At 67.2% G+C, this 13,579-nt stretch carries 13 protein-coding genes; 4 read left to right on the top strand and 9 right to left on the bottom strand.

The genetic code is table 11. The features are described 5' to 3' along the window. Positions 1–19: 19 nt before the first annotated feature. The 4 genes from pstA to OEZ60_RS02320 form a co-directional block, all read right to left on the bottom strand. Entirely contained in the window at positions 20–1,363 is a 1,344-nt protein-coding gene (pstA, locus tag OEZ60_RS02335) for a phosphate ABC transporter permease PstA (protein WP_263332833.1), read from the bottom strand. Then, positions 1,360–2,820 carry a phosphate ABC transporter permease subunit PstC gene (gene pstC / locus OEZ60_RS02330; RefSeq protein WP_263332831.1) on the bottom strand — a complete coding sequence of 487 codons (1,461 nt, stop codon included), beginning with the start codon at positions 2,818–2,820 and terminating at the stop codon, positions 1,360–1,362. Before pstC ends, pstA begins: the two co-directional genes overlap by 4 nt. 58 nt (positions 2,821–2,878) lie before the next feature. After that, entirely contained in the window at positions 2,879–3,916 is a 1,038-nt protein-coding gene (locus OEZ60_RS02325) for a substrate-binding domain-containing protein (protein ID WP_263332829.1), read from the bottom strand. Between the two features lie 134 nt (positions 3,917–4,050). Next, positions 4,051–5,091 carry an ATP-binding protein gene (locus tag OEZ60_RS02320; RefSeq protein WP_263332827.1) on the bottom strand — a complete coding sequence of 347 codons (1,041 nt, stop codon included), beginning with the start codon at positions 5,089–5,091 and terminating at the stop codon, positions 4,051–4,053. A 161-nt stretch (positions 5,092–5,252) separates the two neighbouring features. On the opposite strand from OEZ60_RS02320, the gene OEZ60_RS02315 reads away from it, so the two are divergent. Next, a complete protein-coding gene (locus OEZ60_RS02315; protein ID WP_263332825.1) occupies positions 5,253–5,630 on the top strand; it encodes a hypothetical protein in 378 nt (125 codons plus the stop codon). Positions 5,631–5,636: 6 nt separating this feature from the next. Here the strand turns inward: OEZ60_RS02315 and OEZ60_RS02310 are convergent, their stop codons facing one another. The 3 genes from OEZ60_RS02310 to OEZ60_RS02300 are packed head-to-tail and all read right to left on the bottom strand — an operon-like array spanning position 5,637 to position 7,668. Further along, positions 5,637–6,155 carry a gamma carbonic anhydrase family protein gene (locus OEZ60_RS02310; RefSeq protein ID WP_263332823.1) on the bottom strand — a complete coding sequence of 173 codons (519 nt, stop codon included), beginning with the start codon at positions 6,153–6,155 and terminating at the stop codon, positions 5,637–5,639. Beyond that, positions 6,152–6,787: a guanylate kinase gene (gene gmk, locus OEZ60_RS02305; protein WP_263333240.1), complete on the bottom strand. Its 636-nt coding sequence runs from the start codon at positions 6,785–6,787 to the stop codon at positions 6,152–6,154. The genes OEZ60_RS02310 and gmk overlap by 4 nt, the downstream gene beginning before the upstream one ends. A 2-nt stretch (positions 6,788–6,789) precedes the next feature. Beyond that, positions 6,790–7,668, bottom strand: coding sequence for a YicC/YloC family endoribonuclease (locus tag OEZ60_RS02300; protein WP_263332820.1), 879 nt, complete (start codon positions 7,666–7,668; stop codon positions 6,790–6,792). A 231-nt stretch (positions 7,669–7,899) separates the two neighbouring features. On the opposite strand from OEZ60_RS02300, the gene OEZ60_RS02295 reads away from it, so the two are divergent. Beyond that, entirely contained in the window at positions 7,900–8,511 is a 612-nt protein-coding gene (locus OEZ60_RS02295; RefSeq protein ID WP_263332818.1) for a PAS domain-containing protein, read from the top strand. Between the two features lie 48 nt (positions 8,512–8,559). Here the strand turns inward: OEZ60_RS02295 and OEZ60_RS02290 are convergent, their stop codons facing one another. Further along, complete coding sequence (locus OEZ60_RS02290) at positions 8,560–9,930, bottom strand: class II 3-deoxy-7-phosphoheptulonate synthase (RefSeq protein ID WP_263332816.1); 1,371 nt, start codon at positions 9,928–9,930, stop codon at positions 8,560–8,562. Between the two features lie 146 nt (positions 9,931–10,076). Between OEZ60_RS02290 and OEZ60_RS02285 the strand changes: the two genes are divergently transcribed. Then, the gene (locus OEZ60_RS02285; protein ID WP_263332814.1) at positions 10,077–11,102 is read left to right on the top strand and encodes a GlxA family transcriptional regulator; all 1,026 of its coding nucleotides are present in this window, start codon (positions 10,077–10,079) and stop codon (positions 11,100–11,102) included. 6 nt (positions 11,103–11,108) lie between these two features. Here the strand turns inward: OEZ60_RS02285 and OEZ60_RS02280 are convergent, their stop codons facing one another. Continuing rightward, positions 11,109–12,209 carry a PQQ-dependent sugar dehydrogenase gene (locus OEZ60_RS02280; protein WP_263332812.1) on the bottom strand — a complete coding sequence of 367 codons (1,101 nt, stop codon included), beginning with the start codon at positions 12,207–12,209 and terminating at the stop codon, positions 11,109–11,111. A gap of 165 nt (positions 12,210–12,374) precedes the next feature. On the opposite strand from OEZ60_RS02280, the gene OEZ60_RS02275 reads away from it, so the two are divergent. Further along, positions 12,375–13,559 (top strand): ABC transporter substrate-binding protein, encoded by a 1,185-nt coding sequence (locus tag OEZ60_RS02275; protein WP_263332810.1) that lies wholly within the window; start codon positions 12,375–12,377, stop codon positions 13,557–13,559. Positions 13,560–13,579 lie beyond the last annotated feature (20 nt).

Genomic DNA, 13,579 nt, shown 5'->3' with positions numbered 1-13,579 from the left:
GTTTGAGTCTCCGCCATTCTTACCACCGCCGTTCAAATCGGTTGCGCAGCAGGATCGCGACCGCGTTCATCACCAGCAGGAACACCAGCAGAACGATGATCGCACCCGAGGCCCGCTCGGCAAAGCCGGGATCGGCGCGTTGTGTCCAGTTGTAGACCTGCACCGGCAGCGCCGCGGCAGGATCGAAGAAGCCCTCGGGCGGCGCGGCCGGGAAGTCGCGCACGAAGGCGACCATGCCGATCAGGAGAAGCGGCGCGGTCTCGCCGAGCGCCTGGGCAAGTCCGATGATCATGCCGGTCAGGATGCCGGGCATCGCCAAGGGCAGCACGTGGTGAAAGATCGTCTGCATCTTCGAGGCGCCGACCCCGAGGGCCGCCTCGCGGATCGAGGGCGGCACCGCGCCGAGTGCCGCGCGGGTCGGGATAATGATCCGGGGCAGCGTCATCAGCGTCAGCACCAGCCCGCCGACGATGGGCGCCGATTGCGGCAGACCTGCGAAGTTGATGAAGATTGCGAGACCGAGGATCCCGAAGACGATCGACGGCACCGCCGCGAGGTTCGAGATGTTGACCTCGATGAGGTCGGTCCAGCGGTTCTTCGGCGCGAATTCCTCCAGATAGATCGAGGCGGCGACGCCGATCGGCAGCGACAGGACCAGAACGATGATCATCATGTAGGCCGAGCCGAGGATCGCGACGCCGAGCCCCGAGGCTTCGGGGCGAAGCTCCGAGGCGTCCGGGCCGGTGATGAAGTCCCAGTTGAAGGCCTTGACGAGCAGCCCCTCGGCCATCAGCGCATCGGCGAGTCGAAGCTGGTTCGGCGTCACGTTGCTGTCGCGCTCGGCGCTCTGCATCGTCACTCGGCCCTTGAGGTAGCCGTCGATCCGGCCGTTGGCGAGCACCTTGACCGTCACCGTCTCGCCGACGAGATCCGGATTGGAGAGCACCCGCTCGCGCACCTGTGCCGCCGCCTCCTTGGAGATCATGTTGGCGACGTCCTTGTCGGTCAGCCCCTCGATCGCGATCCCCTTCGCGGCGACGGCTTCCTTCAGCGCCTTGTCGATGAGCTTGCCGTAGCCGATCGTGGTGACCTTCTTCATCTCCTCGGGATCGCGGTTGCCCTTCTTGTCGAGCACGGCCGCGTCGAGGTTCATCTCGAGCACGAGCGAGGTCTGGCGGAAGGCGCTGACACCGTTGGAGAGGACCGAGGTGAGCAGGATCACCAGCGCCGCGAGGCCGATCCCGAGCGCGACGAGGCCGTAGAGGCGGAAGCGCTTCTCGGCCGCGTTGCGGCGGCGGGTGCGGGCGTCGACCTCAATCAGCGAACCGCGGTGCGGCGTGGTCGGAAGGGAGGCGTCGGTCATTCGTACTGTTCCCGGTATTTGCGCACGACGACGAGTGCGAGCACGTTCAGCACCAGCGTGAAGAGGAAGAGCATCATCCCGAGCGCGAAGGCGACAAGCGTCTCGGGCGAGGCGAACTCGGTGTCGCCGGTAAGCTGGCTGACGATCTTGACGGTGATCGTGGTCATCGCCTGGAACGGGTTGAGGTCAAGCTTGGCCGCGGCCCCTGCCCCCATGACGACGATCATCGTCTCGCCAATCGCCCGGCTCGCGGCGAGAAGGATCGCGCCGACGATGCCTGGCAATGCGGCCGGCAGGATCACCTGGCGCACGGTTTCGGACTGCGTCGCGCCGATCGCGAAGGAACCGTCGCGCAGCGATTGCGGCACCGCGTTGATGATGTCATCCGACAGCGAGGATACGAACGGTATGAGCATGATCCCCATGACGAGACCCGCCGTCATCACCGAGGCCGAGGACGTGCCGAGCCCGAGCGGCTGGGCGAAGTAGTCCCGCAGGAGCGGGCCGACCGTGATCAGCGCGAAGAGACCGTAGACGATGGTCGGGATGCCGGCGAGAATCTCGATCGCAGGCTTGGCAAAGGTGCGCAGCCGCTTGGAGGCGTATTCCGACAGGTAGATCGCGATCAGCAGCCCGACCGGCACCGCGAAGATCAGCGCCACGAAGGAGACGTAGAGCGTTCCCCAGAGAAGCGGCCAGATGCCCAGGTCGGAGCCGCCGCGGAACTGCGGGTTCCAGGTCAGGCTCAGGAAGAAGTCCTTGGCCGGGTAGAGCTGGAAGAAATGGATCGACTCGAAGAGGAGCGAAGCGATGATGCCCGCGGTGGTCAGCACCGCGACCAGCGACGAGGCGATCAGCGCGGCGAGGACGAAGCGTTCGAAGACGTTCCGCGCGCGGTACTCCGGCGAGACGCGGCGCAACGACAGAAGCGCCCCCACGAGCGACACCGCGATCACCGCCGCGGTCAGCGCCAGCCGCGCGCCATGGCTCTCCGACCGGTAGGCCTTCGCCGCCTCAAGCACGTTCGGCCGCAATTCGGCGCCGAGCGCGACGCCCGCGTCACTCAGGAGGCTGCCGAGCTCGGCGTCACCAGCCTGTAAACCGGCGAGCGCTTCTTCAGTAACCGCACCTGACGCGATCGCGGCATCGAGCCCCTCGGCGAGACGGCGCACGTCGCTCATCACCAGGGTGGCCGATCCGCCCTCGGGGATGTCGGAGGGCTGGATCATCGCGCCCACCCGCGCCTCGATCAGCATCGGCTGCAGGAACAGCCAAACGGCGAGCAGAAAAAGCGCCGGAACCGAGGCGAAGAGGAACACCGTCTGGCCGTAATAGCCGATGAGCGAGTGGAGGTTGCGACGGTCGCCTTGCGCGTCGGACAGCGCACGGTGACGGCCCAGCACGTAGCCCGCCGCGGAGATGGCCAGCACGATCAGGACGAGGACGGCAATGTTCATGGGAGGTTCCGAGTGAAGGAACGGGCGGCGTCAATCGCGCCGCCCGCAAGGCTGGAGATCAGTTCAACGGCGCCATCGGCGTGCCGGCGGCAACCATTTCCTGGGTCGCGGCCAGTTCCGGATCCGACACGAGGCCGTATTCGGCGAGCGGGCCGTCCGGGCCGGCGACGTCGTCCGAGACGAAGAAGTCGATGTACTCCTGCAGGCCCGGGATCACGCCGAGATGCGCCGTCTTGACGTAGAAGTAGAGCGGGCGCGAGACCGGGTAGTCGCCGGTCGCGATCGCCTCGACGGTCGGGACAACGCCGTCCATCGTCGCGACGACGAGCTTGTCGGTGTTGTTCTGGTAGAACGAAAGGCCGAACACGCCGATACCGTTCTTGTTCGCGTCCACGCGGGCCAGCGTCTCGGTGTAGTCGCCGTCGATGTCGACCGACACGCCGTCGGTCCGAAGCGCCATGCACTTCTCCTCGGCCGCGTCCTCATCGCCGCCCGCGACGGTCTTGAATGCCTCGAAAGCGCCCGTGGCCTCGCAGCCGGCGAGGATCACCTTCTCGTCGAAGACTTCGCGGGTGCCGTGCTTGGTGCCCGGGACGAAGGCGAGGATGTCCTGCGCGGGCAGGTCGGCGCGGATATCGGTCCAGCTCTTGTTCGGGTTGGCGACGACTGCGCCGTCGACCACGACCTCGGCCGCGAGCGCGCTGAACCAGTCGGCGGGCGTGAAGGCGAATTCCGGGCCGTTGATGTCCGAGGCGAAGACGATGCCGTCATAGCCGATGCGGACTTCCATGATCTCGGTCACGCCGTTGGTGGTGCACAGGTCGATGTCCGACTGCTTGATGCGGCTCGAGGAGTTGGCGATGTCGATCGTGGTCTCGCCCACGCCTTCGCAGAGCTTCTTGCGGCCAGCACCCGAACCGCCACCCTCGACGACCGGGGTCGGGAAGTCGAAGTTCTCGCCGAAGAGCTCGGCGACGATGGTGGAATACGGCAGAACCGTCGAGGAGCCGGCGATCTGGAGCTGGTCGCGGGCGTCGGCCGCGGTCGCGGCGGCAGCCAGCGCGAGAGCCGAGACGGTGAATTTCACGGAAGCCATTGCATTCTCCTGCAAGTCACTTGCGGCCGCCCCATGACGACCTCGCCGCCCGTGTAGAAGCGTGCCGCTATGCTTTTGTGACGCTTCAGTAACAGTTTTATGACGGCCGCGACAGGTCCGCGCATTGGAAATCGCTAGCCGGACGGCAGTATCACCATGAATCTGCTACCTTTTCCGAGTTCGCTCTCGATCCGCAACCGGCCGCGGTGACGGTTAACGATGTGTTTTACAATCGCGAGACCAAGCCCGGTTCCGCCCTTTTCGCGACTCCGGTGGGTATCGACCCGATAAAACCGCTCGGTCAGGCGCGGCAGGTGCAGGGGATCGATTCCCTCGCCGCGGTCGATGACCTCGATCTGCACGGCCGGGCCGCGCAGCACCGGCTCGCGCTCGATCCGCGACACCCGCACCGTCACCTCCTTGCCGGAGGCGCCATATTTCAACGCGTTCTCGATGAGGTTGTGGAAGACCTGGGTCAACTGGTCGGCATCGGCCCTGAGCTTCACCGGACCCGGACAGGGTTCGAGCCGCAGGGTCACGCCGGTCGCCGCAGCCGCGTCCTTGTGGCTCGCCAGCGCGCTGCCGAGAAGGCCGAGGATCTCGACCTCGTCGGAGGGCCGGCGCCGCTCTTCGGCCTCGACCCGGCTGAGCGACAGGAGGTCGTTGACGAGCCGGATCATGCGGCCGGCCTCGCGCTCCATGATCGTGAGGAACCTCTCGCGCGCGCCCGCGTCGTCGCGCGCCGCGCCGCGCAGGGTCTCGATGAAGCCGACGAGCGCGGTCAGAGGCGTGCGTAACTCATGGCTGACATTGGCGACGAAATCGCGGCGCATCGCGCCGGCCTGCTCGAAGGCGGTGAGATCCTCGAAGGCGATCAGCGTGCCGGAGCGGTTCTCGACCGGCATCGGGCTGAACGTCACCTCAAGATGGGTCTCGCGGCCCGCCCCGGCATGGAGGATGCGGGCGGTAGAACGGCGCCGTGCGCCGAGGCTCGCCTCGAGACCGCCGAGGAAATCCGGATGCCGCAGGAAGGCGTTGCAGGGCCGGCCGACCATCGCGGCGCCGAACAGCGCGGTCGCCGCCTCGTTGGCGGCCACGACGCGCTGGTCCGGCCCGGCCAGCACCAGCGCCATCGGCACCCCGTCAAGGACCGTTCCGATTTCTTCCTTGCGCATCGCCTTCGCCCCCTTGCCCGAACCGGAGCCGCACCCTGAGCCAGCGCGCATCCATTGTAAATCTCCGCGGAGGTTTCCTCGGTCGCAGGGACAGGATAGATGAGGAGCTGAGAATCGTTCGCATCGGCCTTCCGACAGGCGAACCGGGCAAGCAGGATGTCATGGGGGCGGCACGACACGACGAACAGGCAGAGATCGGAGCGGGCGCGATCCGCGCCCTGCTGGTCGATCTACCGCAAGATCTCGCCTCCAGCCTGCCCGGACTCGGGCGGCTCAGTACCGTCAGCATCGGCTCCGAGACCTTTGACCTCCGCGCGCTCGCGCAGGTGATGCCGGACGTGGTGATCACGCCGCTCATCGGGCCGGGGATCGATATCCTCGATCTCGCACGACGCCTCGCAGCCTTCGGCTATGGCGGCGCCCTGCGCGCCGTGACCGGGCCGATCCCCTGCCCGGCCGAGGTCACGGCCGAGGTCCGCGGCGCCTGCGCGGGAATCGACTTCGACCTTCTGGTGGTCGCGGAGCCGGCCCGGTTCTGACCCGGCTCAGATCGCGCGCAGGCCCGCGCGGTAGCGCGCCGCGTTGGCGCGGTAATGCGCCGCCGAGGCGATGAGCTTCGCCCGCGCCGCCGCGTCGAGTTCGCGCACAACCTTGCCCGGAGCCCCCATCACGAGGCTGCCGTCAGGGATCTCCTTGCCCTCGGTGATGAGCGCACCGGCGCCGATCAGGCAGCCCTTGCCGATCTTCGCGCCGTTCAGCACGGTCGCGCCCATCCCGATCAGCGAGCCCTCGCCGATGATGCAGCCGTGCAGCATCGCCTTGTGGCCGATGGTGCAGTCCGCGCCGATCACCAGCGGGAAACCCATGTCGGTGTGCAGGACGCAGTTCTCCTGGATGTTGGAACCGCTTCCGACGCGGACCTCCTCGTTGTCGCCGCGCAGCGTGGAGCCGAACCAGACATTGGCGCCCGCCTCCAGCACCACCTTGCCGATCAGGTTCGCGTCCGGCGCGACCCAGGCGTCCTCGCCGATTTCCGGCACGATTCCATCGAGTTCGTAGATCATCTTGCAGCAAACTCCCGGTTGAGGCCGCGGACGAACTCCGCCAGATCCGGCTGGCGGTCACGGCGCATCCGCTCGGCCGTGAGGATCGTCTTGAGCTCGGATTCAGCGCGGTCGATATCCTCGTTGATCAGAACGTAGTCGTATTCCGCCCAATGGCTGATCTCGGCTTCGGACTTGGCCATGCGGCCCGCGATAACCTCGTCGCTGTCCTGCGCCCGCGACCTGAGCCGGTGCTCCAGCTCGGCGATCGACGGCGGCAGCACGAAGATCGAGACGACGTCGCGTCCAAGTGCCGAGTTGCGGATCTGCTGGCCGCCCTGCCAGTCGATGTCGAAGATCGTATCGCGCCCCTCGGCCATCGCCGTCTCGACGGGCGCCCTGGGCGAACCGTAGAGATTGCCGAAGACCTCGGCATGTTCGAGCATCTCGCCGGCCTCGACCATCGCCTCGAATTCAGGCCGCGATCGGAAGTAGTATTCCCGCCCATCTTCCTCGCCTGGGCGCGGCGCGCGGGTCGTGGCGGAGACCGAGAAGCGCAGGGATTGGTCCCATGCCATCAGCCGCCGCGCCAGCGTCGATTTCCCGGCGCCGGAGGGCGACGAGAGAATAATGAGCAAACCCTTGCGCTTCATGGTCATTCCACGTTCTGAACCTGCTCGCGCATCTGGTCGATGACGGTCTTGAGGTCAAGCCCGATCCGGGTCAGCCCGGCATTTCCGGATTTCGAGCAGAGCGTGTTCGCCTCGCGCATGAACTCTTGCATGAGAAAGTCGAGTTTCCTGCCGACCGCGCCCGGCTCCGCCATAAGCGCCCGCGCCGCCGCGACATGGGCAATGAGCCGGTCGATCTCCTCGCTGACGTCAGCCTTGACGACCAGAACCGCCAGTTCCTGCGCCACCCGCGCCGGATCGGCCTCGGCTGCGCCGGCCATCACCCGCGCGAGGTTGTCGGAAAGCGCCCGCTCCATCTCGGGCCGCCGCGCCTCGGCGGCAGTGGCCGCCTCGGCGATCAGCGCCTCGATCCTGTCGATGCGGCTCTCGATCACCCCGGCCAGCGCTGTGCCCTCGGCGGCGCGCACCGCTGCGAAATCATCCAGAAGCGGCGGGAGATCCGCGAGAAGCGCGTCCCGGAGCGGCCCGGTCTCCTCCGCCTCGCCGCCCTGGTCGGTCACGCCGCGGAGGGCAAGGATCTCGACCGCGCTCGGATCGGCCACGGGAAGCCCCGCCGCCTCGGACTTCGCCCGCACCAGCGCGAGTGCCGCGAGTGCGGCGTCGAGCCCGGCGGGATTGACCCGCAGCGCCTCGCCGCCGCCGTCGCGTGCCAGCTTCAGCGACAGCGTGATGTTGCCGCGGCTCGCCACCCGCGCAACCGCTGCCCGCACCGCCGGCTCCAGCCCCTCGATCCAGTCCGGCAGCCGGAGCCGCAGGTCGAACCCCTTGCCGTTGACCGATCGGATTTCCCAGGCCCATCCATAGCCGCAGCCCTCGCCGCGGCGGACGGAAAAGCCGGTCATCGACACCAATTGCGAATTAACCATTTAAGACTTTTGTCCCCCCGACCGCCGCGAAACGCGCTAAATTAAGACTTGGGTAAGCATTCCGGTCCTAGGGTTAACAAAACCTGACCGCCGCCACAACGCGGCGCGCGCCGGAGTATTGGCAAGTGCCGGTGCGGAGGGTTTGACGTGGACGTGACGGGGCATCCTCGGGACAACATCGTTCCGATATCGGGATATCGCAGGAATATGAGATTTCCGTGCATTTCTGAGGTTCAAGCCTATTGGGAGGCGCTGCGCGACGGGCGCCAGGTTCCCTGCCGGTCCGAGGTCGATCCCCGCGGGATCGAACGCGCGCTCGAATACACCTTCGTGCTGGAGCGGATCGCACCGGGCGTGGCACGGTTCCGGCTGGCCGGAATGCATCTGAACAGCCTCATGGGGATGGAGGTGCGCGGCATGCCGCTGACCGCCTTCTTCACGCCGAAGGCCCGCGCCGAGGTCGCATCGATCCTTGACCGGGTGTTCTCGGCCCCGAGCACCGCCGAGATGACGCTCACGGCCGAGACCGGCCTCGGCCGCCCGCCGATGGAGGCGCGGCTCCTCATCCTGCCCCTGAAGAGCGATCTCGGCGATATCAGCCGGGCGCTCGGTTGCCTGATGGCAGAGGGAGCGCTGGGCCGCGCCCCGCGCCGGTTCGAGATCGGCGCCCGCAGCATCACCCCGATCGCGCCCGGACTGCCCTCGCCCAGCCGCGGCACGGTGGCAGCGACCGGTTTTGCCGAGCCCACGCTCCCGTTTCGCGACGCAGCGCCGGAGCCGGGCCGCAGCCACCTCCGGCTCATCGTCACCGATAAATGAAAACGGCCCCGAAGGGCCGTTTCAGAAAACCAGCGATGGAGCGGCCGGTTACATCCCGGCCGCCTTCTGCATCGCGCGGCGGCCCTGCAGCTCCTCGGCGACGAGGAAGGCCAGTTCCAGCGATTGCGAGGCATTGAGCCGCGGGTCGCAGGCGGTGTGGTAGCGGTCCGAGAGGTCCTCGTCCGTCACCGCGCGCACGCCGCCGGTGCATTCGGTCACGTCCTTGCCGGTCATCTCGAAATGCACGCCACCAGGGATGGTGCCCTCGGTCTTGTGGACCGCGAAGAACTCCCTGACCTCGCGCAGAACGCTGTCGAAGGGCCGGGTCTTGTAGCCCGAGGCGGCCTTGATCGTGTTGCCGTGCATCGGGTCGCAGGTCCAGACGACCTTGGCGCCCTCCTCCTCGACCGCCCGGATCAGGCGCGGCAGGTGATCGCCGACCTTGCCCGCGCCAAAGCGCGCGATGAGGGTCAGGCGGCCGGCCTCGTTCTCCGGATTGAGCTTCTTCAGAAGCACCTTGAGGTCGTCCGAGGTGAGCGACGGGCCGCACTTGAGTCCGATCGGGTTCTGCACGCCGCGGCAGAACTCGACATGGGCGCCGTCAGGCTGCCGGGTGCGGTCGCCGATCCAGATCATGTGGCCCGAGCCCGCGACCGGCAGTCCGGAGGTCGAGTCGATCCGGCAGAGCGCCTCTTCGTATTCGAGAAGCAGCGCCTCGTGGCTAGTGTAGAAATCGACCGCCGCCATCGCATGGACGGTGTCCGAGGTCACACCCGCGGCAGCCATGAAGTCCATCGCGTCCTGGATCCGCGTCGCCACCTCGCGGTAGCGCTTGGCCTCGTCTTCGTCGGTGAAGCCCGCGATCCAGCTCTGGACCCGGTGCATATCGGCGAAACCGCCGGTGGAGAAGGCGCGCAAGAGGTTCAGCGAGGCCGCGGCCTGAGTATAGGCCTGCAGCATCCGCGCCGGGTCGGGCACCCGCGCATCCGCGGTGAAGTCGAAGCCGTTGATGATGTCGCCACGGTAGGAGGGCAGTTCCACCCCCTCCAGCGTCTCGGTAGCGGCCGAGCGCGGCTTGGCGAACTGGCCGGCGACGCGGCCGATCTTGACCACCGGGAGCTTCGCGCCCCAGGTCAGCACGATCGCCATCTGCAACAGCACCTTGAACGTGTCGCGGATATTGTCGGCCGAGAACTCGGCGAAGCTCTCGGCGCAGTCGCCGCCCTGAAGCAGGAAGGCGCGGCCCTGGCTCACCTCGCCGAGCGCGCGCTTGAGCTTGCGCGCCTCACCGGCGAAGACCAGCGGCGGATAGGCGGCGATCTGCGCCTCGACGGCGTTCAGAGCGGCCTGATCCGGATAGTCGGGCATCTGCACCCGCGGCTTGGCGCGCCAGTCGGATTTGGTCCAGCCCTTGGTCATCTCAACTCTCCTGAAAGCAGTGCCGTCAACGGGCGGCTTATACTCAAGCGACCGCGTCCCTGCAAACCGTTATGGTCGCAAATGTTGCTTGCGGGGAACCTGCAATAGTGATTTTTATGCGCAAAACGACAACGATGGGTCGCATTATGCCGGTCGCTCCCGTGAAGGGCAAGAAAGAGGCGGACAGCACGCTCCGGCAACGGCGCTTCGTGTTCCTGTTGCTGAACCGTTTCACCATGCTCTCCTTCGCCGGTGCGATCGAGCCGCTGCGCATCGCCAACCGTGTCTTGGGGCGCGAGGCCTACACCTGGGTCCTGGCCGGCGAGGGCGGCGAATTCAGCACCTGCTCGAACGGCGCGGCCTTCAAGCTCGACATGGGGCTCGAAGAGATCGACCGCGAGGACACGATTCTCGTCTGCGGCGGCATCGACGTGCAGTCCGCGACGACCAAGCCGATCCTCAACTGGCTGCGGCGCGAGGCGCGGCGCGGCGTGCCGATCGGCGGGCTTTGCACCGGCGCTTACACCGTCGCCAAGGCCGGGCTGCTCGACGGCAAGCGCGCGACGATCCACTGGGAGAACCAGGACAGCTTCCTCGAGGAGTTCGAGGAGGTGAAGCTGACGAAGTCGGTCTTCGTCGTCGACGGCAACCGGATGTCGACGGCGGGCGGCACCGCCTCGATCGACATGATGCTGAAGATCGTGGCCCAGGACCATGGCGAGGATGTCGCCAACACAGTGGCCGACCAGCTCATCTATTCCTCGATCCGCACCGACCAGGATACCCAGCGGCTGTCGATCCCGACCCGGATCGGGGTCCGGCATCCGAAGCTCAGCCAGGTCATCCAGATGATGGAGCAGAACATCGAGGACCCGATCAGCCCGGCGGACCTTGCCGAGGATGTCGGCATGTCGACGCGCCAGCTCGAGCGGCTCTTCCGGCGCTACCTCAACCGGTCGCCCAAGCGGTATTACATGGAGCTGAGGCTGCAAAAGGCGCGCAACCTCCTGATGCAGACCGACATGAGCGTGATCAACGTCGCGCTGGCCTGCGGCTTCGCGAGCCCCTCGCATTTCTCCAAATGCTACCGGGCGCATTACAAGACCACGCCCTACCGCGAGCGCGGCTCGCATGGCACGCCGAACGTGGCCACCCCACGCCTGTCGATCTGACCCGCGTCATTCCGGGCGGATCCGGTAGACGGCGCCGCGGTCGACGGAGAGGAACCAGATCGTGCCGTCCGGCGCCTCGCGGATGTCGCGGACGCGGGCGGTCTCGTCCGTCTTCAGCGCCTCCTCGGCCCAGCCCGCCTCGGGGTCGAGCCGGGCGATGTAGTCGAACTTGAGACTGCCGACGAAGTGATGGCCGCGCCAGCCGGGCCAGAGCTTGCCCGAATAGATCATGTGCCCCGAGGGCGCGATCGAGGGATCCCAGTAATGCTTCGGCTGCTCCATTCCGGGCGCCGAGGTGCCGCGGCCGATCTTCAATCCGCTGTAGTGGCGACCGTAGGCGATCTCCGGCCAGCCGTAGTTGGCACCACGCTCGATCAGGTTGATCTCGTCGCCGCCCCGCGCACCGTGTTCCGAGGCCCAGAGCCTGCCCCGCTCATCGAAGGCGAGGCCCTGCGGGTTGCGGTGGCCATAGCTCCAGATCACGCCGCCCGCGCCGTCGGGGAACGGGTTGCCGGGGGCGGCGGCGCCATTGCGGGTGATGCGGATGATCTTGCCGTGCAGCATGTCCAGATCCTGCGCCGGATCGAATGCGCCGCGCTCGCCGATGGTGAGGAAGATCGCACCGTCCGGCGCCTCGGCCAGCCGTCCGCCGAAATGCCGCCCGCCGGAGGAGCCCGCCGGCATTTCCCAAAGGATCCGCAGACCGTCGAGCCGGTCCGGCCCGAGCCGCGCCGCCACCACCGCGGTTCCCGCCCCCCGGCCCTGGGGTCGCGCGAAACTGAGGAGCACCTCGCCGCTTTTCCCGAAATCGCGCGGCACGAGGATGTCAAAGAGCCCGCCCTGCCCTTCGGCCCGAACCTTCGGCACGCCGCCGACCCGCACGGCCGCGCCGCCGGGGCCGATCCGCGTCAGCCGTCCCTCGCGCTCGGTGACGAGAAATCCGCCATCGGGCAGGAAAGCCAGCGACCAGGGCTCGCGGAACCCCTCCGCAACGGTATCGATTCCGAGCCTGCCGACCGTCGTTTCCAGGGGGGCGGCTTCGGCGGCGCCAAACACGAAGGTTAGCGCAAGGACAGTCCGCCGTGCGAGGGCCGCGACACCGGGCATGGTCTTCCCTTTCGGATTGCTTGTCCGAAAATAATGCCGTTCGGCGGCCGGTCCAGTCACATTGCCGACAGGCGCCGGCGAATTGCTAGCTGTTCTGTGGCTTTTCTTTTCGATTCAGCCGCTCTAGTTTGCCCTCAGGACAACGTTCCAACATGGGAGTGAACTATGAAAAAACTTCTGGCCGCCACCGCGGCTGCAGCCCTCATGACCGGCGCGGCCGGCGCGGAGGACATCAAGATCGGCGTGATCCTCGGCTTCACCGGACCGCTGGAATCGATCACTCCGATGATGGGCTCGGGCGCCGAGCTGGCAATGAAGGAAGTGTCTGACTCGGGCAAGCTGCTCGACGGCTCGACCGTGACGTCGGTCCGCGGCGACTCGACCTGCGTCGACGCCGCCGCCGCGCAGGCCGCCGCCGAGCGCCTCGTGACCACCGACGGCGTCAGCGCGATCATGGGCGCGGACTGCTCGGGCGTCACCGGCGCGGTTCTCGCCAACGTCGCGGTGCCGAACGGCATCGTGATGGTCTCGCCCTCCGCAACCTCGCCCGGCCTGACCTCGGCCGAGGACAACGGCCTGTTCTTCCGCACCGCGCCGTCGGATGCGCGCCAGGGCGAGATCCTCGCAGCGATCCTGAAGGAGCGCGGCATCGGCTCGGTGGCGATCTCCTACACCAACAACGACTACGGCAAGGGCCTCGCCGACAGCATCCAGGCGGCGGTCGAAGCCTCGGGCGGTTCGGTCACGATCTCGGCCGCGCATGAGGACGGCAAGGCCGACTACTCGGCCGAGGTCGGCGCGCTGGCCTCCGCCGGCGGCGACGCGCTGATCGTCGCGGGCTATGTCGACCAGGGCGGCTCGGGCGTCATCCAGGGCTCGCTCGACACCGGCGCCTTCTCGACCTTCGTGCTGCCGGACGGCATGTACGGCACCGTGCTCGAAGAGAAGTTCGGCTCCTCGCTCGACGGCTCCTTCGGCACCGTGCCGGGCACCGACAGCCCTGGTGGTGCAACCTTCCAGGAAATGGCCACCGCCGCAGGCTTCGACGGCACCTCGTCCTATGCGGGCGAGAGCTATGACGCCGCCGCGCTGATCATGCTCGCCATGCAGGCCGCCGGCTCGTCGAAGTCGGCCGACCTGATGGGCAAGATCATGGACGTCGCCAACGCTCCGGGCGAGCCGATCTATCCGGGCGAGCTTGCCAAGGGCCTCGAGCTGCTCGCGGCTGGCACCGACATCGACTATGTTGGCGCCTCGGCGGTCGAACTGATCGGACCGGGCGAAGCCGCCGGTGCGTACCGCGAGTACGAGTTCACCGACGGCAAGATCACCACGACGAAGTTCCACTGAGGGATCTTTCGCGCGACTTC

It is taken from the genome of Albidovulum salinarum (genome assembly GCF_025673475.1).
In the GTDB taxonomy this organism is placed as follows: Bacteria; Pseudomonadota; Alphaproteobacteria; order Rhodobacterales; family Rhodobacteraceae; genus Albidovulum; species Albidovulum salinarum.
The sequence above is the reverse complement of the archived record's forward strand: the minus strand, read 5'-3'. Positions and strand labels throughout refer to the sequence as shown.